General features: G+C 59.1%; 20 protein-coding genes. 10 read left to right on the top strand and 10 right to left on the bottom strand.

Annotated features, from left to right (window positions below; all coding sequences use genetic code 11):
- The first annotated feature begins 58 nt into the window (after window positions 1-58).
- The 4 genes from tig (at window position 59) to U5K31_07260 (ending at window position 4758) form a co-directional block, all read left to right on the top strand.
- Entirely contained in the window at window positions 59-1354 is a 1296-nt protein-coding gene (gene tig, locus U5K31_07275; GenBank protein ID MDZ7772524.1) for a trigger factor, read from the top strand.
- Between the two features lie 36 nt (window positions 1355-1390).
- A complete protein-coding gene (gene clpP, locus U5K31_07270; protein MDZ7772523.1) occupies window positions 1391-2050 on the top strand; it encodes an ATP-dependent Clp endopeptidase proteolytic subunit ClpP in 660 nt (219 codons plus the stop codon).
- Window positions 2043-3347, top strand: coding sequence for an ATP-dependent Clp protease ATP-binding subunit ClpX (gene clpX / locus U5K31_07265; protein ID MDZ7772522.1), 1305 nt, complete (start codon window positions 2043-2045; stop codon window positions 3345-3347). The genes clpP and clpX overlap by 8 nt, the downstream gene beginning before the upstream one ends.
- A 106-nt stretch (window positions 3348-3453) precedes the next feature.
- Entirely contained in the window at window positions 3454-4758 is a 1305-nt protein-coding gene (locus tag U5K31_07260; GenBank protein MDZ7772521.1) for a HAMP domain-containing sensor histidine kinase, read from the top strand.
- A 65-nt stretch (window positions 4759-4823) separates the two neighbouring features.
- Here the strand turns inward: U5K31_07260 and U5K31_07255 are convergent, their stop codons facing one another.
- From U5K31_07255 to U5K31_07230, 6 genes are all read right to left on the bottom strand, one after another.
- Window positions 4824-5399, bottom strand: a complete 576-nt coding sequence (locus tag U5K31_07255; GenBank protein MDZ7772520.1) for a sigma-70 family RNA polymerase sigma factor — start codon at window positions 5397-5399, stop codon at window positions 4824-4826.
- A 313-nt stretch (window positions 5400-5712) separates the two neighbouring features.
- Window positions 5713-6447, bottom strand: a complete 735-nt coding sequence (locus U5K31_07250; protein MDZ7772519.1) for a CPBP family intramembrane glutamic endopeptidase — start codon at window positions 6445-6447, stop codon at window positions 5713-5715.
- A complete protein-coding gene (locus tag U5K31_07245) occupies window positions 6444-7424 on the bottom strand; it encodes a LysM peptidoglycan-binding domain-containing protein (GenBank protein MDZ7772518.1) in 981 nt (326 codons plus the stop codon). The genes U5K31_07250 and U5K31_07245 overlap by 4 nt, the downstream gene beginning before the upstream one ends.
- The gene (locus U5K31_07240; GenBank protein ID MDZ7772517.1) at window positions 7421-7777 is read right to left on the bottom strand and encodes a tetratricopeptide repeat protein; all 357 of its coding nucleotides are present in this window, start codon (window positions 7775-7777) and stop codon (window positions 7421-7423) included. The genes U5K31_07245 and U5K31_07240 overlap by 4 nt, the downstream gene beginning before the upstream one ends.
- A gap of 48 nt (window positions 7778-7825) precedes the next feature.
- Window positions 7826-9016: a chorismate synthase gene (gene aroC / locus U5K31_07235; GenBank protein MDZ7772516.1), complete on the bottom strand. Its 1191-nt coding sequence runs from the start codon at window positions 9014-9016 to the stop codon at window positions 7826-7828.
- A 51-nt stretch (window positions 9017-9067) separates the two neighbouring features.
- The gene (locus tag U5K31_07230; protein ID MDZ7772515.1) at window positions 9068-9346 is read right to left on the bottom strand and encodes a hypothetical protein; all 279 of its coding nucleotides are present in this window, start codon (window positions 9344-9346) and stop codon (window positions 9068-9070) included.
- Here U5K31_07230 and U5K31_07225 point away from each other — a divergent pair.
- From U5K31_07225 to U5K31_07200, 6 genes are all read left to right on the top strand, one after another.
- Window positions 9333-10070, top strand: a complete 738-nt coding sequence (locus U5K31_07225; GenBank protein MDZ7772514.1) for an ABC transporter permease — start codon at window positions 9333-9335, stop codon at window positions 10068-10070. The two genes, U5K31_07230 and U5K31_07225, sit on opposite strands and share 14 nt — an antisense overlap.
- Before the next feature lie 10 nt (window positions 10071-10080).
- Window positions 10081-10815, top strand: coding sequence for an ATP-binding cassette domain-containing protein (locus U5K31_07220; protein ID MDZ7772513.1), 735 nt, complete (start codon window positions 10081-10083; stop codon window positions 10813-10815).
- A gap of 18 nt (window positions 10816-10833) precedes the next feature.
- Window positions 10834-11766, top strand: coding sequence for an MlaD family protein (locus U5K31_07215; protein MDZ7772512.1), 933 nt, complete (start codon window positions 10834-10836; stop codon window positions 11764-11766).
- Window positions 11767-11930: 164 nt separating this feature from the next.
- Complete coding sequence (locus U5K31_07210) at window positions 11931-13694, top strand: SurA N-terminal domain-containing protein (protein ID MDZ7772511.1); 1764 nt, start codon at window positions 11931-11933, stop codon at window positions 13692-13694.
- A gap of 21 nt (window positions 13695-13715) precedes the next feature.
- Entirely contained in the window at window positions 13716-14846 is a 1131-nt protein-coding gene (gene ribD, locus U5K31_07205) for a bifunctional diaminohydroxyphosphoribosylaminopyrimidine deaminase/5-amino-6-(5-phosphoribosylamino)uracil reductase RibD (GenBank protein ID MDZ7772510.1), read from the top strand.
- 47 nt (window positions 14847-14893) lie between these two features.
- Window positions 14894-15487 carry a riboflavin synthase gene (locus U5K31_07200; protein ID MDZ7772509.1) on the top strand — a complete coding sequence of 198 codons (594 nt, stop codon included), beginning with the start codon at window positions 14894-14896 and terminating at the stop codon, window positions 15485-15487.
- A 7-nt stretch (window positions 15488-15494) separates the two neighbouring features.
- Here U5K31_07200 and U5K31_07195 read toward each other — a convergent pair whose 3' ends face one another.
- From U5K31_07195 to U5K31_07180, 4 genes are all read right to left on the bottom strand, one after another.
- Window positions 15495-18191 carry a putative LPS assembly protein LptD gene (locus U5K31_07195; protein ID MDZ7772508.1) on the bottom strand — a complete coding sequence of 899 codons (2697 nt, stop codon included), beginning with the start codon at window positions 18189-18191 and terminating at the stop codon, window positions 15495-15497.
- Window positions 18192-18412: 221 nt separating this feature from the next.
- Window positions 18413-18715 carry a septum formation initiator family protein gene (locus tag U5K31_07190; protein MDZ7772507.1) on the bottom strand — a complete coding sequence of 101 codons (303 nt, stop codon included), beginning with the start codon at window positions 18713-18715 and terminating at the stop codon, window positions 18413-18415.
- 125 nt (window positions 18716-18840) lie between these two features.
- Entirely contained in the window at window positions 18841-19212 is a 372-nt protein-coding gene (locus U5K31_07185; GenBank protein MDZ7772506.1) for a YraN family protein, read from the bottom strand.
- Window positions 19209-19829 (bottom strand): hypothetical protein, encoded by a 621-nt coding sequence (locus tag U5K31_07180; GenBank protein MDZ7772505.1) that lies wholly within the window; start codon window positions 19827-19829, stop codon window positions 19209-19211. Before U5K31_07180 ends, U5K31_07185 begins: the two co-directional genes overlap by 4 nt.
- Between the last annotated feature and the right edge of the window lie 141 nt (window positions 19830-19970).

Genomic DNA, 19970 nt, shown 5'->3' with positions numbered 1-19970 from the left:
TCCGCTTGCCGCCCGTCATCCCAACCATCCCTTAACCAAATCCTGCTGGAGTACCCTCGTGGAAATTTCTGTAGAAAACATCAGTCCGGTTGACAAGGAAGTGGTCATTACGGCCGGCCGGGACGACCTGGAGCCTAAGTTCAACGAAGCCTATAAGAAATACCAGGGCCAGATCAACATGCCTGGATTCCGGCCCGGCAAGGTGCCCCTCAAGCTGGTCCGTAAGCGCTTCGGCGACGAAATTGAGCAGGAGGAGGTCGGCAAGTATGTCCAGGAGATCTACGAGAAGGAGGTGGTGCCGGAACACAATCCTGTGGGCGAGACCCAGATGACCGAACTGAACTGGGAGGACGACCGCCTTGAGGCGCGCTTCAAGATCGGCGCCCGGCCCGACTTCGAGTTGGCCGATCTCTCCACCATCTCCATCGACCGTATGGTCCATGATGTGACGGCCGAAGAGGTGCAGAAGGAAATTGACCATGCCCTGGAACAGCAAGGCAACTGGGAGACCGTCGACGAGCCCGCCGGTGAGGATAGCAAGGTGACCGTGGACGCCGTTCACCTGGACGAGGAGGGCGAGCCCATCGAAGAGGAGACCGACGAGGACCAGGTCATTGATCTCCGCAAAGAGGAGTTTGAACGCTTCCGCGACGATCTCGTGGGCAAAAAGCCTGGGGACGAGGTGGACGTAGAGGTCGGGGAGGAAGACGACCGGGACGGCTTCCGGCTGGTCATCAAAGGGGTGCAGACCCTCCACAAGGCCAAACTGACCGACGAGTTTGCCAAACAGCAGACCAACGGGGAGGCCAGCAACGTGGACGAGTACCGCAGCCTGCTGAAGAGTCGCATCCAGGAGTACTATGACAACGCTTCGGAAGATCTGTTTAAGAACGACGTTATGGAAGCCCTTACCTCAGTTCACGATTTTGAAGTACCTGAGGTATTCCTGGAGCAGGTACAAAATCAGTATGTACAGCGCCTGGCCCAGCAGCAGGAAGGAGAGCTGCCTGAGGACTTTGACGAGGAGGGATTTAAGGAGGAGAACCGGGATCGCGCCCTGCGCGATGCAAAGTGGTTTTTCATCCATGAGCGCCTCCAAGAAAAATTTGATGATATCGAGATAAAACCCGAAGATATAGATCGGCATCTGGAGGCCGAAGCGGCACGTTATGGCGTGAGCGTCGACCAGATGCGCAATCTCTTCGCCCAGAATCCTCAGCAGTTGGAAGGCTTGCGGAATAGCATCCGCGAGAACAAGGTGTTCGACAGACTGATGGAATCGGTCGAGATCGAGGAGATCGACCGCGACACCTACCAGCAGCGAAATGACGAAAAAATTAAAGCCCGTGGCTGAACGGGTCGAAAACAGATAGCAGGACCAATAATTGCCATGCAGAAACAACCGATTTACGAAATGCCGTCGATGGAAAGCCTGGGAGACCGGGTCCAGAACAACCTGGTGCCCATGGTGGTGGAGACCACCAACCGTGGCGAACGCGCCTACGACATCTATTCGAGGCTGCTCAAGGACCGAATTATTATTCTGGGCACGCCTGTTACGGACGCCGTAGCCAGCTCCATCGTGGCCCAAATGCTCTTTTTGGAGTCTGAAGACCCTGAAAAGGACATCAACCTCTATATCAACAGCCCGGGAGGCGTGGTTTCCTCGGGTTTGGCTATTTACGACACCATGCAGTATGTTAAGTGCGATGTGGCCACCACCTGCGTAGGCATGGCGGCCTCCATGGGCGCTGTCATCCTGGCGGCGGGCGCCAAGGGCAAGCGCAACCTGCTTCCCCATGCCCGTGTGATGATTCACCAGCCGCTTGGCGGGGTGCAGGGCCAGGCCAGCGATATTGAGATCGAGGCCCAGGAAATTCTCCGCATCAAAAAAGTCCTCGGCAAAATTCTTGCGGATCACAGTAACCATTCGGCCGAAAAGGTGATGGAGGATTCGGACCGTAACAAATGGATGAGCGCTTCGGAGGCCAAGGACTACGGCCTGGTGGACAACATTATGACGCGCGATAACGGCAAAAAGGATGGATAAAGGGCCCCGGGCCAATCCCATGAGTGACAAGGAGCAAAATAACGGAAACGGCGGCGGCGACAGTACCATACACTGTTCGTTCTGCGGGCGGTCCAGCCACGAGGTTAATTCCATGGTGGCCGGCCCCAACGACGTCTATATCTGCGACCGCTGCGTTTCCGACGCCTCCGGCATCGTTAAAAGCGACTTGGCTTCCATGGCCAAGAAGCGGGAGAAGAAGTACCGTCCCCTGCTGAAGCCCGCCGAGATCAAGTCCAGGCTTGACGAGTACGTGATCGGCCAGGAGGAGGCCAAGAAGACCCTTTCGGTCGCCGTATACAACCATTACAAGCGCATTGGCGCGGACCTTCAGGAGGAGTTCGACGACACCGAAATTGAGAAGAGCAACATCATACTGCTGGGTCCCACCGGATGCGGAAAGACCCTGCTGGCCCGTACCCTGGCCAACATCATCGACGTGCCTTTCACCATTGCCGACGCCACCGTGCTCACCGAAGCCGGCTACGTGGGCGAAGACGTGGAGAGCATCCTCTCCAGCCTGCTGCAGTCGGCCGACTACGACGTGGAGCAGGCCAAGCGTGGCATTGTCTATATCGACGAGGTGGACAAAGTGGCCCGTAAGAGCGACAACCCCTCCATAACCCGGGACGTCTCCGGGGAGGGTGTGCAGCAGGCCCTGCTGAAGATCCTGGAAGGTACCGTGGCGAACATACCGCCGAAGGGGGGGCGCAAGCACCCCGAGCAGAGCTTTATCCAGGTGGACACCTCCAATATTCTTTTTATCTGCGGCGGCGCCTTCAGCGGGCTGGAAGAGATTATCGCCAGGCGCCTGTCGGTCAGCTCCATGGGTTTTCACTCCCAGGAGCAGGTCAAGTACGACAAGGACAACCCCGACATCTTCACCCATGTGGAGCCGGAGGACTTGCAGAAGTACGGTCTCATACCCGAGCTCATCGGGCGTCTGCCCGTCCTGTCCGGTCTGCACGAGCTATCGAAGAGCGCCATGGTGGAGATCCTTGTGAAGCCCCGCAACGCCCTGACCAAGCAATACAAGAAGCTGTTCCAGATGGAGGGCGTAGAGTTGATCTTCGAGGAGGATTCTCTGGAAATCATCGTCGAGAAGGCCCTTAAGCGTAAGACCGGCGCACGAGGACTGCGTTCCATCATGGAAGCCTCCATGCTTGACATCATGTTCACCCTGCCCTCCATGAAGAATATCGAGCGTTGTGTGATCACGCGCGAGACCATTGAGGACAATGCCCCGCCCGTCTACGAAAAGCGCAAGGCGTCGGCCTGACACGCTATCCCGGCTTCCCCATGTGTGCTATCCGCCTACCCGAAGGCACGCATATGCCAGGAATTTTATACCTTAAGCAGGCAATGGACAGTACAGCTCCCCTGTCATGAAATACTATGTGACTTCCAGCCGCCTCAATATGGTCCTCATTGGGCTGCTGGTGTTTATCGGCATAGGCTCCTTCGCCTACAATCAGTACCTGATCGATCAGATCCTCAGGCAGGAGCGCTCCAGCGTGGAACTCTGGGCCCAGGCCCTGGAATACGCAAACAACCCCTCCTTCAGCGAAAACAGCCGCAACCTGCTGGGTGCGGCCCGCTGGCTGCGCGAGAACGAGGCCGCCCCCGATTCCATTGTCGAGATGATTCTGGACGCCGAAAACGACCGCTCCACCCAGAACTTTATCGCCAATGAGATTTTCCTGGACTCCACCCGTTTCCAGGTGCCTGCCGTGATCACCGATGCGCGAGGTGAGATCCTTTTCCAGCGAAACGTTGATGGCGAACAGGTGGGAGACGCGTTCATACGCGAGCTGGCCTCCATGAACGATCCCATTGAGATCACCTTCGGCAGCTCCAATTTTCCCATTACCCAGTACGTCTACTACGGGGAGAGCGCCACGGTGCAGTACCTGCGGTGGTTTCCGTATATCCAGCTCAGCCTGCTGGCGCTGCTTCTGGGAACCGCTTTTGTCAGCTACCGCACCATGAGCCGGTCCGAACAGTCCAACCTATGGGTGGGTATGACCAAGGAGGCGGCCCATCAGCTCGGGACCCCGCTCTCAAGCCTTTACGGGTGGGTTGAGCTGCTGCGCGAGGAGAAGTCCGGCGATGAATTTACGATGAACATCGCCGAGGAGCTGGAGAACGACATTACGCGCCTTCGCGATGTGGCCGACCGCTTCAACAAGATAGGGTCGGAACCTGAGCTCAGACCGCAGAAAATCGCCCCGATCATCAGCGAGATGGTTTCTTACATGGAGCGCCGCCTTCCGCAGCGCAGCCGCAACGTCACGGTGCGCAAGCTAATTGAAGAGGACGCCATCGTCCGGGTGAATCCCGAGCTCTTCAAATGGGCGGTGGAAAACCTGATGAAGAACTCCATGGACGCCATAGGGGCTTCGGAGGAGGGAGGCACGGTTACGGTGCGGGTGCACCGCATCGAAGGCGATCTGATTGTGGATGTGGAGGATACCGGTCCCGGCATCGAAAAGAAATACCACAGCGAAATTTTCAAGCCGGGCTATTCTACCAAGAAGCGGGGATGGGGACTGGGATTGAGCCTGACCCGGCGCATTGTCGAGGAGTACCACAACGGCAGCATCTTTATCCTGCGCTCCGAGCCGGGCAAGGGCACGGCGATGCGGATCGTATTGTCGATCTCCAAGTCTATAAAGTCTGACAAGTCCTAAAGTCAGAAAGTCCGTAGGTCCACCGACTTCAAGACTTTATGGACTTTAAGGCTTTAAAGACTTGTTTAGTCCGGTTTGTAGCCGCGCTTCTCGGCGTATTCCATGAGCTGCGCTTTCAGCAGGTTGCGTCCCCTGTGCAGGCGCGAGCGGATGGTACCGATGGGCACATCAAGCATGTTGGCAATCTCCTCGTAGGTGAACCCCTCCACATCGCAAAGCAGTACAACAGTGCGGAAATCCTCGGGCAGCTCCTCAAGGGCGTTGGAAATGTCGTCGTCGATGAGCTCCCGGAACATGCGGTCCTCAAGATCGGACGTGTCGGTGCGTTCGGCCCGTATGGTCTCGTAGAAGGTGGAGACCTCGTCGTAGTCCACCTGGTTGGGCTGCTTGGACTTCTTACGGTAGTTGTTGATGTAGGAGTTCTTCAGAATGCGGAAGAGCCACGCCTTGGCGTTGGTTCCTTTCTCATAGCTGCTGAAGAAACGAAAGGCCTTCACAATAGTATCCTGCACCAGGTCCTCTGCATCGTTGGGATCGGAGGTCAGGCGAAGGGCGAAGTTGTACATCGCGTCCAGATGAGGTATGATTTCATCCTCGAAATCTTCCTGCTTCTGAACTTCCTCTTTGGTCAGTTCGGCCATCCCGTGCGTCGGTAAATAATTGCGGAATAATGCGACAAATGGTTCAATCGGGCTTCCTGCGGTTTGCCAATACCTGCTTGTGAAACCGCCGGCACGCCCATGTGGCTCGTCTTTAACAGTATATTAAAACTACGTTTAAATTATAAATAGATTGTGTTGATGGATCAGTTCATTATTGACGATGTGAATCTTAGCACCGACTTCCCACGCCGGTGGTTCGGCAACTTACAAAAGGAATGTGAACAGATGGTAAAGAGAAGGCAGGGGCAGGCAGGTCAGCCCGCCGGTGCACCACTTGAGCTATGGCCGCAGCTCATAGGAAGGCGACGACCATGATGTCGTAGATGGCGTGGGTCCAGGCGGCCACGCCGAAACCGCGCCAAAGGTAGATGGCGTTCAGCGCCAGGCCGAACAGGAAGCGGAAGAGGAAAGAGCCCAGCGTGAAGGTGTCGCCCAGCGCGCCCACGTAGTGCACACCGCTGAAGATCAGCGCGGCTGTCACCACCGAGAGTGCGAAGGCCAGCCAGCGTTTATCCAGAAGGCGACGAGCCACGAAGTAGAGCCCTCCCACCAGTACCACCCGGAAAAAGAGTTCCTCGTAAAGTCCGGCGCCCAGTGAGAGAGCCACCTGCTGCAGGGTGGTGAGAGCCTCCACACCCGCAGTATCCTGCAGTAGTTGAACGACGCCGCCAACCAGCGAGGAGATGAGCATGGCCAGTGCCAGGGCATAGACGGTCGATTCAAGCAGCATGCCTGCAAAATAACCGCCGCGCAGGGTGGAGAGCTTGTCGCGTTCCCGCCAGACGATGACGATCCCCGCCAGGGCGGCCAGGATGAGGGTGATGGAAAGCACGCCGGTGCCCAGCCAGGTGAAGAGGGTGCGTATCCAGACGTCCACTGATATGCGCACCGCGCCGGCGGCGTTGGGCTGTGAGATGACGATCAGGATTTCGTAGAGCAGCAGCAGGGGAAGTGCGATCAGGTAGCTGTAGAGCAGGGTATGGGTATCCCTGAAGTAGCGGCTGAGGGCGTCGGTTTGTCCTTTCATTGATCCTGGTAGATGGTGACGCTGGGGTTGGCCGCGCGGATCTCAAGAGCCTCCCATGCAGCCCGGGATAGTTTCAGCTCCTCCCCGTTCACACGGTCATTGACGCGGATGAGCACGCTGCGGCCGCTGTCGGGGTTTTCCACGTAGATCACCGAACCCAGCGTGATGTTGGGATGGCCGCCGGTCAGCTCTCCTGGGGTGTAAAGCTCTCCGCTGGTGGTGGTGGCGCCTCGCTCGGAATCGCTGTAACGGGTGACGGAGGTGGTGCCCAGGCTCCTCATGTTGGCGTTAACCAGGTAGGGATTGCGGTAGTTGCGGGTGGGGGGTGCCAGCACGGTGAGACGCTGCCCGGCCAGCAGGCGGTTGCCCGACAGGTCGGGATTAAGCAGGTGGAACTCTTTCTCATCCATACGGAAGCGTTCGAGCAGCGCATCCAGGGAGGTGTCCTCTTCGGGGCGGTAGGTGAGGAAGGCGCCCTGGGGGGAGGAGTCCTCCGAACCGCTTCGAACCGAAGGAGGGGCATCGGTTTCACGCACGGTAAGCTGCTGTCCCACCCGGATGGTGCTGCCCTGCAGATCGTTGAGCGTCTGCAGCTCCTCCACAGTCATGTTGTGCTCGCGCGCAATCTTGTAGAGCGAGTCGCCGCTCCTGACCGTGTAGTAGGTGTTCTGCTGGGTGCTGCCGCTGACTACCAAGTCGCCTTCTTCCTGCGTGCCGGCCGTATCACCGCGATAGAGGGTGAGCTGCTGGCCTATATCCAAGCTGTTGCTATCCAGGCTGTTCCAGCGCTTGATTTCGGCAATACTGACTCCGTACTGTTTGGAGATGGAGAAAAGGGTTTCCTGAGCCTGTACGGTGTGTGTCAGGCCTTCGCCCTCTCTAACGGTTTGGGTGCTGTCCTGGGCCACAGACGTCGCGGGATGGACCGCAAACAGGACCAGCGCCAGGAGCGGGAAAATATGGTCTTTCATATTCATGGACGGGTCTCGATCTCGTATTCCAGTTGTTGAAGGGCCTCCCTGAGCTCGGTGAGGGTGCGTGTGCGCTTCATGCGCTGCGCCACCTCGATGCCCTCGCGGTAGCACGTCCGTGCGTCGCCGGTCCGTCCCAGCGAAACGTAGAGTCCGCCGAGATGGTAGTAGACGCCCACGTACCCGGGGTCGCGGCGTCGGATGTCCTCAAATAGCACGCGCGCCTTTTCGTATCGGCCCCGCTTGCGGCATTCCAGCGCCAGGGCAAATTTGGAGAAGGAGTCCTCAGGGTTCTCCTTCACACTGCGTGCCAGCTGCCGTATGCGGTTTGTGTCGCTCTCGCTGCTCATATTCATCATGTCAACGTGGTTACGGCCGGTTCTGTTTCGTCCGGGCGGCAAGAACGGTCATCCGCGCCCGGCCGGGGGGTAGCGTCCGGCTATCTCATCCACCGAGTCGCCCCCGTACTTTTCCAGGAATGCATTGGCGATGGCGGGGGCGATGACACTCTCCACCACCACGACGGCACGCGGCAGGGCACAGACGTCCGAACGTTCGTAGCGCGTGTCGGTCTCCTGCCTGGATTCAATGTCCACGGTCCGGATGGGCGTGAGCATGGTGGGTATAGGTTTCATCACACCGCGGATGATCAGCGGCATGCCGGTGGTCACGCCGCCTTCGAAACCGCCCAGGCGATTGGTCCTGCGCCGGAACTCACCCTTCTCATGGGTAATTTCGTCGTGCACCACCTGCCCGTGACGGCGGCCGGCCTCGAAGCCGAGCCCGATCTCCACGCCTTTCATGGCCTGCGTGCCCATGACGGCCTGGGCGATCTGTCCCTCCAGCTTGCGGTCCCAGTGCATGAAGCTTCCAAGTCCGGCAGGCAGGCCGGTGACTACCACCTCCCAGTGTCCCCCGAGAGAGCTGCCCTCCTTGCGGCGTTTAATGATTTCGTCGCGCATTTTTTGGGTCAGCTCCTCGTCCAGACAGCGGACCGGCGACTCGTCTGCGGCGCGGAAAAGCGCCTCAGCGCCCTGCCCGATGAGTTCTTCGGTGCGCGCTCGCACGTCCTCCCATGGTTTTTCGTAGCCGTTGCCGCCAATGCGGATCACGTGTCCCCCTATCTCGATGCCGAAATGCCGGAGCAGCAGGCGTGCGGTGGTGCAACAGGCCACCCGCATGGCGGTCTCCCGCGCGCTGGAACGCTCAATGGCGGGTCGGATGTCGTTATAGCGGTACTTCTGTACCCCGATCAGGTCGGCATGGCCCGGCCGCGGCACGGTGACGGGCTCTACATCCTCCCCGTCGCCCTCCTTACTGAGCACGGTGGGCCAGTCGGAATCGTCCTTCTCATAGGCCCGGTTGGGCAGGCTCATGGCCACCGGCGCACCGGTGGTCTTGCCGAAGCGTACACCGGAAGATATCTCCGCACGGTCCTTCTCGAATGCCATGCGTCCCCCCCGCCCGTAGCCCTTCTGACGTCGTGCCAAGTGCTGTGCGAGTTCGTCTTCGCTGATGGGAAGTCCGGAGGGCAGGCCCTCCACGATACCGGTGATGGAGGGGCCGTGTGATTCGCCGGCGGTGAGATATCGTATCATGGGTGCGCGTTTCGGTCGTTTTGCATGCCACGGTTCCTGAACCGTTGGCTTTCAACGAGCAGTCGGGTGGGCGGCGAGGCTATCCGCGAAGGGGAAGCCTGTGGAACCCGGCAGGAAATTGGCGATCAGGACGGCGGAGGCCATGCCGGTACGAAACGTCATCGTGCTGCAGAACGTAACGCGGTTGAATCCTAGCATGGGCCGGTCGACGTATTTTGGATCGCAACCATTAATATAGGCGAAAAAAATACCTCTTGAAATGACATCCACCCTGAAATTTAATAGTTTCCACTTATAAAGTAACCGCCCGATCATTATGGATGCGCTCAACCAAGTCGGTAAATACGGCTTGCTTCTTTACAAAGCTTTCCGATCCCTCCTCGAGGTCAGATCCTACAAAAGTAATCTGCTTAGCGAGCTGATCAAGATAGGCTACGAATCGGTGCCCATCGTCTTGCTCACCGGGGTCTTCACCGGGGCCGTAATGACGCTTCAGACAGCCTACCAGCTTGAGATCGCCTTTATCCCGCGTTCGGTGATCGGGGCCATTACCTCCGAGTCCATACTTATCGAGCTTGCGGCGGTGATCACCAGCCTCGTACTGGCCGGGAAGGTGGGTGCGCGTATTGCCACCGAGCTGGGCACCATGAGGGTGAGCGAACAGATCGACGCCCTGGAATCCATGGGATTTAACTCCGTCTCCTTCCTGGTGCTGCCCCGCGTGACGGCAGGCCTTGTCATGTTTCCCATACTCTATATCGTGGCCTCCGTGTCCGGGGTGCTCGGGGGACTGATCGCGGGCATGGTTTCGGGAGCGCTGCCGGCGGCGGAGTTTATGCAGGGCGCCCGGGAATTCTTCTACCCGTGGGACGTATCCTTCGGATTGCTGAAAGCATTCGTTTTCGGCTTTGTCATCACCTCCGTCTCCTGCTTCAAGGGCTACTATGCCGGCGGCGGCGCCGAGGGCGTAGGGACGGGAACCACCCAGGCCACGGTGCTGAGCTGCATCTACGTACTGCTGGCTGATTTTGCGTTGGCCGCCATCGTATTGTAATCGAAATCCCATGATCGAAATACGCAACCTTACCAAAAGCTTCGGCAGCAACCTCGTCTGGAGAGACGTAAGTTTCGAGATTGAGGATGGGGAGACTGTGGCCATCATCGGCCGTTCGGGCTGCGGCAAATCGGTGCTCGTCAAGCACTTTAACGCCCTGATCTATCCCGATGCGGGGGAGGTGATCATAGACGGGGAAAACGTCTTTGAGCTGGGGTATATTCCACTGCGAAAGATACGCCAGCGATTCGGAGTGCTGTTCCAGGGCTCGGCCCTCTTCGACTCCATCAATACTTTCGAAAACATCGCCTTTCCCCTGCGCTACTTCACTGACCTGGGAGAGGGGGAGATCGCCGAAAAGGTCAACTACGCACTGGAGCGCGTTAACCTGGCCGACGCCGGGTCCAAATCGCTCTCCGAGCTGTCCGGTGGCATGAAGCGCCGGGTGGCCCTGGCACGGGCCACCATCCAGCAGCCCGACTACCTGATCTATGACGAACCCACTTCCGGGCTCGATCCGCAAACTTCCGAGGAGATCAACCAGCTTATCATCTCCCTGGCGGACGATCTGAATATCACCTCCATAGTAGTGACCCACGATATTCACAGCGTATTGAACATTGCCGACCGGGTGGCTTTCCTCAACGACCAGCGGCTGGCCTGGCACGGCAGGCTGGAGGAGATGCGCCGCAGCGACAACCGTGAGTTGATGGAGTTCATTACGGCCAGCGAATATACCATCTGAATCCTAGAGACCAACGATTTGAAAAACCTAAGCAACGAACTCAAGGTAGCCCTTACCATCCTTCTTTCCGTCGCCGTCGCCTTCGTCGGTTTCCGGATGATGAGCGACCTGCCCGTATTCCGAAACTCCATGGTGCTCTATTCACATTTTCAGAAGGTGGACGGGCTCTCAAGTGGAAACTACGTCTACATTAACGGGGTGAAGGTGGGCTCGGTGAAAAAGATCGAGCTGGATCCGGACGACAGCGTCCGTGTATCCATGAATTTCAATACGGGAATTGAAATCCCCGAAGGTTCGGTGGCCTACCTGGAGTCCTCGGGACTGCTTGACGAAAAGGTCATTCTCATCGAGCGGGGTGACAGAGGGAATAGCATACCCAACGGGGGGCGCATACAAGGGGTTTACCGGGGCGGGATGATGGAGACTCTGGCCAATGAGGGGGAAAAGCTGAGCGCGGATGTCTCGCAATCCTTCGAGAAGCTTAACCTTTTTCTGGAACAGGCCAACAGCGCGGTTGACAGTACCAACCGCGGCCGACTGCGCGCCTCCCTGTCCCATGTGGAGACCGCCCTGCACGAGCTCTCAGGGCTCATCGAAAATAAGCGCAGCGACCTGGAACGTACGGTGGAGAGTGCAAGCCGCTTCATGGCATCCATGGATACCATAGCTGCGGACAACAGCACCGAAATAGACAGCCTGCTGCGTGGCATGAACCGTTCGGTGCGCGAACTGGAGGCACTCAGCAGCGACCTGGGCGAGACCAACCGTCAGCTCAACACCCTGCTCGGGCGCATTAACAGCGGCGAGGGCACCCTGGGCAGGCTGGTCAACGATCCCACCCTTTACGACAACCTGGAACAGCTCTCGGCCGAACTCCGCACCCTGGTCCGCAACATCAACGAGGATCCCGGACGCTATCTCAAGCACATGCGCCTGATCGAGGTCTTCTAGGCAGCCCATCAGCCGGAGCTTCCCGACCCTCGCACGCATTGCTCTTAGCGGAGGCTTCTTGTATATTTACAGGCTTGTGATATGTTGTGGGTGCCGCGCGCCCGTTAACTCTTTACACCTAACCGTAAACGCGCTACACGAGGTTTTTTATGTTTTTGGGAGTCATGGCAAAGATGAGGGAGAGCACGGGGGTTATTCTCTGGGTGCTTATTTTTTCCTTCGGCATTCTATGGGTACTGGCCGACACCCAGTTTTTCGACGCCATTCAGGCCGGTCCCCGTTCTCTTGGGTCGGTTAACGGCGAGGCTGTCAGCTACGAGGAGTACAACAATCTGATCAACAGCTACTCACGGCAGTATTCGCAGCAGACCGGCAACTCCATGAACGCCGAACAGCGTGCCAGCTACGAAGAACAGGCCTGGGACGACCTCGTGACGCGCAAGCTTCTCGAGCAGAAAATGGACCAGTTGGGCATTACCGTCACCGACCAGGAGGTGGTGAACATGATTACGGGCGAGAATCCTGATCCCTTTATCCGCCAGCAGTTCGGCGGCGAGGATGGCACCATCGACCGCACCGCCCTTCAGAATGCCATCAACTCCCCCGAAAACTCGGAGGTTTGGATCGCCATCGAGCAGCAGTTGCGCCAGAAACGCCGCCAGCAGAAGATGACCAGCTTTATGCAGTCGGGCATGGTGGTCAGCTCCCACGAAGTGGAGCGCCGGTACGTGCGTAACAACAGCAGCGCCGATATCTCCTATGTGCGATTCCCCTACGCCGATATCTCCGAAGAGGAGATCGGCGTGTCAGAGCAGGAGCTGAGGGATTACTACCAGGACAACCAGGATGCCTACCACCGAAACGAATCCTACGAATTTCGTTACGCCAGTTTTGACAAGACGCCCACGGCCCAGGACACCGCACGAACCTACCGCGAACTTTCCAACCTGCGCGAGGACTTCGCCCAGGCCGAAGACGACTCTCTCTTTCTGAACCGCTACCAGTCTACCACGCCCTACAACAACGAGTACGTGGCCAAGGGAGACGTACGCGAGATTTTCCAGCGGGTAACTGAGATGGAGAACGGCGAAGTCAGCGAGGTAATCCGTGACGACGGGCGCGCGCACCTCATCAAGAAACTGGACGAGACGGCTGAAGAGGTTCAGTTCGTGGTCCTCTCCTTCGACATTACCGCTGATCCCATTAATACCATCGACGAGCGTGCCGAGCAGGCCGATGACTTCAGTTTCTTCGCCCAGGAAGACGGCTTTCAGGCCGAAGCCGAGCGCAGGGAGCTTAATCTGCGCCAGGCCACAGCTACCAGCGGTAACACCTTTGTGGCAGGCATCGGGCAGAGCCAGCAGATACTGAGCTTTCTGGAGGGCGCCAGCGAAGGACAGATTTCCGAGCCCCTGGAGCTGAGCAACCAATTTGTCGTCATACAGGTGGAGGAGATCATTCCCGCCGGCCCGCGTCCCTTTGAGGAGGTGCGTGAGCAGATCCGCACTGCTGTGGTCAACCAGAAACGCCGTGACATGATGGCCGAAAGGGTCAGCGGCATGCTCGGCGGCTCCCTGGAAGGCCTGGCCGAAAGCGCCGGGCGCGAAATTTCCACCGCGGAGGGCCTGACCATGAACAGCGTCACCATCCCCGGCGCGGGGCGCGAGCCCGGCGTGGTGGGTGCGGCCATAGGTATGGAGGAAGGCTCCCTGTCCGGGGTGGTTCGCGGCAACAATGCCGTCTTTGTGTTGCGGGTGGACACTCGAAACCAGGCCGACCCGGCCAGCTTGACTGACGCAATGCGCGAGCAAATTCGCCAACAGCTTCGCCAGCAGAAGAGCGCCTCTTTCATGCAGGTGTGGCTGGAACAGCTGCGTGAGAACGCTGACATTCAGGACAATCGCTCGCGGGTCCTGCAGCAGAGCTGATCCGCACCAACCGGAGCCGCGGTGAACGACGACCGTTTTTCAGAAGCTGACCGCAAATGGATGGGTCTCGCCCTTGAGATCGCCGAACGCGGGGCGGGCTACGTCTCACCCAATCCAATGGTGGGCTGCGTAATTGTCTCTGCCGACGGACGCAAGATAGCCCAGGGCTACCATGAGCGTTACGGGGAGGCCCACGCCGAGATCAACGCCTTGGAGAAGGTACCCGAACCCGGCCTGCTGGAAGACGCCACTCTCTACGTAACCCTCGAACCCTGCGCCCATCACGGGCAGACCCCGCCCTGCGCAGAGCGTCTGGCCGAGCGCCCCTTTCGCCGTGTGGTGGTGGCTATGGAGGACCCCACCCCCAAGGTGCAGGGCAAGGGACTGACCCGGCTGCGCAAGGCGGGCATGGACGTGGAGGTGGGACTTCTGCAGGAGGAGGCGGAGGCCCTCAATGAGTGGTGGCTGCACTACCAGACCACCCACCGCCCTTTTGTTACCCTGAAGATTGCACAGACGGCCGACGGCTATATTGCGGCCCCGGATGGCGACTCCGAGTGGATTACCGGGGAGGCGTCCAGGCGACTGGTGCACCGTTGGAGAAGCCGGTACGACGCCGTGATGGTGGGACGCAATACCGCGCTGCTTGACAACCCGCGCCTCACCGTTCGCCATGTGGATGGCCGCCAGCCCCGCCGCGTGGTCATCGACGGCCCCCTGGAGCTTCCGGAGGAGCTGAACCTGTTCTCTGACCAGTACGAGGAGAAGACCATACGGGTCACCCACAACCGGAAGAAGTACGAGCAGGAGGCCGATCCCATGCTCAATATGCTCACCTCCGACTATTTCCGAGGGGAAACCCTGCTGGTGGATAGCAGGGAGGGGCACACCGACCTGGAGGATGCATTCCGGGCGCTGGGACGCGAGGAGATTACCTCCGTGCTGGTGGAGGCCGGAAGCGGACTGGCCTCAGCCCTGCTGCGTCGCGGGCTGGTGGATCAGCTTCGCTGTTTTATCGCACCCAAAATTCTGGGAGGCGGTACGCGATCGGTTCTGGGACTGGGCATCGATCGCATGTCGGAGATCCGGCGCTTCCGCCGCCACACCTGGGAGCCGGTAGATCAGGACATGCTGCTGACCGCCTGGCTCTGATCGCGCAGCCGGGACACATTTGCCAACAAGAAATTTGACTCTCACTCATGTTTACTGGAATTGTCAAGGAAGTAGGCATCGTAGAGGAGGTACTCTCCCAGGGGGAGGGACGTGAAATCACAGTCCGCTGCAAGCTGGCCGCCTCCCTGTCGGTAGACCAGAGCGTTTGTCTCAACGGGGTCTGCCACACCGTTACCGCTGGCGAGGGCGAGCTATTTAGCGTGCAGAGCGTGCCCGAAACGCTACGTAAGACCAACATCGGATCTCTGGAGGCGGGCCACCCGGTCAACCTGGAGCCGGCCATGCGTCCCGGACAGCTGCTGGACGGGCATATGGTGCAGGGGCACGTCGATGCCACCGGCACGCTGAAGGACATCTCCCGCCGCGGGAATGACCGTCTGCTTTCGATCTCCTACCCGGGCGAGAACCGGGGATTGCTGGTGGGACGGGGCAGCATCTGCGTGGACGGGATCAGCCTCACGGTGGCCCGCCTGGAAGAGGAGCGCTTTACCGTGGCCGTCATACCCTACACCTGGGAGCACACCAACCTGCATACCCGTTCGGAGGGCGACCAGCTCAATCTGGAATTCGATATCCTGGGCAAGTATGTGGCGCGTCAGCTGGAGCTGCGCGGCGGGTAGCCCCCCCCTAGTAACCCTGCGGGGAGCGGCCTGTGGGACTGGAGCTGCGCTCCAGGTTGTTGAGCAGCGGCAGTTTCTGCAGGATGCCCTGGATCTGGCTGCTGTTTACACTCAGCTTGAAGAAGTAGTATTTGAAATCCCCGAAGGGATTCATATTGAAGGAGAGGTTCCAGCAGTGCAGCTGCCGCGTAAGGGAGAATTCAGAGGGGGTAAACTCCTTGCGGATGAAGTCGTAGCCCGCGCGCGTGCTGAAGCTCCATTTGGGCGTGAGCTGGAACTGGATGTTCTGGGCATTAAGGCTGGCCGATTTGCGCGCCTCCCCACCAGGGTTGAGGGTCCAGTTGTACCGAAAATTTAACGATACCGACCAGGGCGAACGAATGGGTTGTACGGGACGGCTGTTGAAGCGGGGATCCATGGAGCCGAATAGGGATTGGTTGAGGGGATCGTAGGTGGCCGGGTAATAGGGGGTGCCGTCCACCTGCACCCCGCCGCCGGAACCCCCGCGGAAGGAGGTGCTGGCGTTGATACTGAAATTGACCAGCTCGGCCGCCTTCCCTGACTCTGCCAGCAGGAAGCGGTCCATCTTGCGCCCCGTACTGTCACGCTGGTAAAAGTTGAATTGGGCGGATGCGCTCAGGTTGAGTCCCTCGATCACCCGGGAGCTGAAATTGGCGCTCAGGTTGTTGAGTTTGAGACTGTCGGCGGCCAGGTTGTAGCTGGTGGACAGATTGAAACGGTCGATAATGCGCAGCGTCTCCGTGCTCTCCTCCCCCGTCGAGTCGCGCCGCACCTTGCGCGCTTCAAAGGTGTTGTCGATGTTGATGCCGATGGACTGCTGCTCCCCGGGACGGGGGCCCTGGAAGACCTCGTTCTCGTAAATGGAGTAGCGCTGAGTGGATCCGAGGCTGTCGGTTTGTACGGTGCGGTAATAGCCCCAGAATTCCCGGCTGAAATCGGGCCGGTAGGTGAACGAGAGGGAGGGGCGAAGGGTGTGGCGGAAGCTCTGCAGGTTACCGATCTTCTGGTTCCAGAAGCCGTAGAGAGTGGTCGACAGGTTTCCACCCAGGCTGAAGTCGCGGGCCGTGCTGAAACCGCGTACCTGGCGTTTGACCACGCGCGCCGAGTCGGGGTCCCACTCCTTGCGGATGGAAGAGGGATACCAGTATTCGTTGTAGCTGCCGTTGGCGGTCAGGTTAACGAAGCGGCTGGGAATGAGCTGTCCGAAGGTGAGGTCGCCGCTCTGCCGGAAAGCGAACTGGTAGTGGTTGAAGTTGCCCGTGGCCTCCCGGTACTTGGCGGGATCGGCTAGGGCATCGAACCAGCCGATGCGCGCACTGTCGCCCCGGAGGGGAGTAAAGTTGAAATTCGAGCTTAGGGTGTTGTCATACTTGACCGAAATGTGCTCGTAGAAGGGTGACCGCCCTGGATCCCCCTGCTGCCCGTCGGAGGCGAAGGGGGAGAGCCGCTTGAGACTGAAGCGGGCGGTGGGACCCGAAAGGCGTGTAACATTGGTCTGGAAATTTCGGTTGTGGCGCGCAGACAGGTTGAAATTGTAGAGGTCGCCGGGATCGTTGTATCGGTAGCTGATGCCGGAACTGGTGCTGGTCTCCGCCCGCTGATCAATGTTGTAGGAGTTGCGCCGGTGGTAGTCGGCCGTACGCAGGTCGATGTTGGCCGTCATGCTGGCGTAGGGGGAGAAGTCCTGGTTGTGCTGGATATTAAGGCGCTTCTGAGTATTTACAGAAAAGTCGGGGTCAGTGGCCTCCAGCCCACGCTCCCTCGAATAGCCCACCTGTACCGAGCCGCTGAAGTTGCCGCGGTCGGCGTAGTTTGCCTGGGTATTCAGGAAAAAGGTGCCCGAAGTAAAGATGTCCACCGACGCCCGCGCCGTCAGGTGCTCGTTGATGTGCTGGAACCAGCCCAGGTTCTGCAGCCCGATGCCCCGGCCCTGCCGGTTCTGGTAGGCGTAGGTAGGTTCCAGCAGCCCCGACTGACGCTGGTCGATTTGCGCAGGGAGGTAGCCGAAGGGGAAAACCAGCGGATAGGGAATGTCCAGCAGGTAGAGCCGCGCATTGGTGAAAAATATTTCCTCCTCGTTCACCACCTTTCCCCGGTCCATTTTTATATAATAGTGCGGGTGATCAAGCGTGCAGGTCGAGTAGATGGCGTCTTCCAGGAAGAACACCTCGGGACTGGTGTTCTTCACACGGGTGCCAGTGATGGCCCCCTGCGGTATTTGCACCCTTGCCACCTCAAAACGCCCCTTTTCGGTCTGGTAATTGAACGATATCTGCTCGCTGCGGATGCGATCCTCCCCACGCTGCAGCACCGGCTGGGAGAGGGTGTCGCCGGGCGATAGAGCAGCGGCGCTGACCAGGGAACTGTCGAGGTTCATGGAGATGCGTCCCGCCGTGAGGTCGCCCGACTCGTGGCTGACTTGCGCGTTACCGAACAGGGTGCCTCTGCGATCTCCCCGAAAATGGAAGATCAGGGAGTCACTGGCCTGGAAGGTGACCTCCGCCTGGTCGGGCGCTCCCGTGCCGGCGGGCTCTGTCGGGCGGCGGGTCTGCAGGGTATCGGAGGCGAGGGAGTCGGTACCGGCACGCAGCAGGTCGCCGGTGAGGGTGGAGTCTGCCCCTGTAACCTGGGCTACGACGGAGCCGGCCGGGAGCAGCGCGCAGCCAATTGCCAGCAGTACCATCGCCAACACCGTTGCCGAGCGTCTGCATACGCCCCAGTATCCATCGGGGATGTGCAGGAAGATGGATCGGGTCTTCCGCTTCCATGGGGAGCGGCGACGATATGTGAATTGAGGGGCCATCTCTGATATTTGCAGACCGCGCGGAGGGTGCGTTTTAATAACCGCAGACGTTCCCAATAAAGTATAAATGCGGGCCATTTTCAGCAGAAGGGGGCGCGGGATCAGCGGTCTTTTACTTTATAGACCGTTTCACCCTCTTTTTTCATGCCGTATTCCTCGCGGGCGATGCGCTCAAGCAGGGCGGAGTCGGTCTCCAATCTCTCGATTTTGGTGCGGAGTTCGGCCGATTCCCGCTCGAGTTGCCGGGTGCGCTCCCTGAGCTCCTGCTTTTGCTGGTGGAGCTGGTAGCGGGTCCATAGGCTGTAGGTGTCGAGGAAGGTAAACCAGATGAGGACGAAGCCGCCGAGAACCAGCGCCAGGAAAGATTTGCGCCATCGCAGGGGATTCAGAAGCTGCCAGTTCATCGTGCGCAGGGGACCGCGTGAGTGTTGACGTTCAATGCCACAAAATAGCGCAATTTACTGCTAAGATACAACCTCCGCCGCCGGGGCACCCTTTCTCAAGCGGAGCCGCTGTGAAGGGGCCGGGATCAGAGATCCAGGTGCATGGCATTCTCGTAATGGCGTATGTCGGGCGCCTTGCCGCCTTCCTGCACAATGGTGACTACGTCCAGGCGCACAGGCGAGCCGTCCATCCTGCGCTCGTAGATCCACGCTTCGGCCGCCTTGTAGATATGGGCGATCTTCTTTTTGGATATGGACTCCTCCGGGTATCCCCGGCGCGTCCCGCTGCGGTATTTAACCTCCACGAACACGATCAGGGTGCCGTCGTAGGCCACGATGTCCACTTCCGATCGCTGGAAGAAGTAGTTGCGATCGAGAATGGTCCATCCTTTTGATTCGAGGTAGGCGGCGGCCAGATCTTCACCGCGGTTTCCGATGTCGCGCGTACTCCCGCTCATGACCCGGTGTCTTCCCCGTCCGCGGAGTCTCCGTGATCGCCCTTGCCGCCGCCGGGCATGGCGTCGGACACCGACTGCTTCATTTCAGCCAGCTTGACCAGCTGCTTCAGGAATTTCAGGTTTCGCCGGTTTATATAGGGGAGCAGTGCGGATGTGAAGCGCTCGAACATCTCGAGAAACTCGATGAAATTCTCGATGCGCTCCTGGAAGGCCTTTTCCTCCTCCGTCTCAGTGGCGTCCGCCTCGAAATGGGCCAGGCACTCCTCCAGGTTCTTCCGTATGGGGGCCACCTCCCGCTGCTGGCGCTCCCGGGCGATGGTGGCGATGATGGAGAGCACCTCCTTCTCAGCGGTGTAGTAGTCTTTACGGCTGCCCTTGAAATGTGTCTTGTGGATCAGCTGCCACTGCACCAGGTTGCGCAGGTTCATGTTGGCGTTGCCCCGGCTGATGTCAAGCTTCTCCATGATGGCGTCGGTATCCAGGGGTTCCGACTCGGCGTAGAGGAGGGCGTGGATCTGGGCCATGGTGCGGTTGATGCCCCAGGCCGAGGCCATTTCACCCCAGAGCAGGATGAACTGGTCAAGGGCTTCGCTATGCGCTTCGGATCGTTGCGGCACGCCGCGTGGGTTGGGTTGCTACTTGTCGGGAGACGAATCGGTCCCGCCGGAATCCTTTTCTTTACCGGCCGAATCGCCGGACGGAGACTGTTTGTCAGACTCACTCTCCGGGCTGCCGTTGCGGCCGCCCTTCTTAACATC

Source organism: Balneolaceae bacterium (genome assembly GCA_034521445.1).
Lineage (GTDB): Bacteria > Bacteroidota > Rhodothermia > Balneolales > Balneolaceae > JAXHMM01.
The sequence above is the reverse complement of the archived record's forward strand: the minus strand, read 5'-3'. Positions and strand labels throughout refer to the sequence as shown.

Excerpts from the sequence above, each read along its gene's own strand:
- clpP (MDZ7772523.1), top strand. The coding sequence starts at position 1,391 with ATGCAGAAACAACCGATTTACGAAATGCCGTCGATGGAAAGCCTGGGA.
- clpX (MDZ7772522.1), top strand. The coding sequence starts at position 2,043 with ATGGATAAAGGGCCCCGGGCCAATCCCATGAGTGACAAGGAGCAAAAT.
- U5K31_07260 (MDZ7772521.1), top strand. The coding sequence starts at position 3,454 with ATGAAATACTATGTGACTTCCAGCCGCCTCAATATGGTCCTCATTGGG.
- U5K31_07255 (MDZ7772520.1), bottom strand. The coding sequence starts at position 5,399 with ATGGCCGAACTGACCAAAGAGGAAGTTCAGAAGCAGGAAGATTTCGAG.
- U5K31_07250 (MDZ7772519.1), bottom strand. The coding sequence starts at position 6,447 with ATGAAAGGACAAACCGACGCCCTCAGCCGCTACTTCAGGGATACCCAT.
- U5K31_07245 (MDZ7772518.1), bottom strand. The coding sequence starts at position 7,424 with ATGAATATGAAAGACCATATTTTCCCGCTCCTGGCGCTGGTCCTGTTT.
- U5K31_07240 (MDZ7772517.1), bottom strand. The coding sequence starts at position 7,777 with ATGATGAATATGAGCAGCGAGAGCGACACAAACCGCATACGGCAGCTG.
- aroC (MDZ7772516.1), bottom strand. The coding sequence starts at position 9,016 with ATGATACGATATCTCACCGCCGGCGAATCACACGGCCCCTCCATCACC.
- U5K31_07225 (MDZ7772514.1), top strand. The coding sequence starts at position 9,333 with ATGGATGCGCTCAACCAAGTCGGTAAATACGGCTTGCTTCTTTACAAA.
- U5K31_07220 (MDZ7772513.1), top strand. The coding sequence starts at position 10,081 with ATGATCGAAATACGCAACCTTACCAAAAGCTTCGGCAGCAACCTCGTC.
- U5K31_07210 (MDZ7772511.1), top strand. The coding sequence starts at position 11,931 with ATGGCAAAGATGAGGGAGAGCACGGGGGTTATTCTCTGGGTGCTTATT.
- U5K31_07200 (MDZ7772509.1), top strand. The coding sequence starts at position 14,894 with ATGTTTACTGGAATTGTCAAGGAAGTAGGCATCGTAGAGGAGGTACTC.
- U5K31_07195 (MDZ7772508.1), bottom strand. The coding sequence starts at position 18,191 with ATGGTACTGCTGGCAATTGGCTGCGCGCTGCTCCCGGCCGGCTCCGTC.
- U5K31_07190 (MDZ7772507.1), bottom strand. The coding sequence starts at position 18,715 with ATGAACTGGCAGCTTCTGAATCCCCTGCGATGGCGCAAATCTTTCCTG.
- U5K31_07185 (MDZ7772506.1), bottom strand. The coding sequence starts at position 19,212 with ATGAGCGGGAGTACGCGCGACATCGGAAACCGCGGTGAAGATCTGGCC.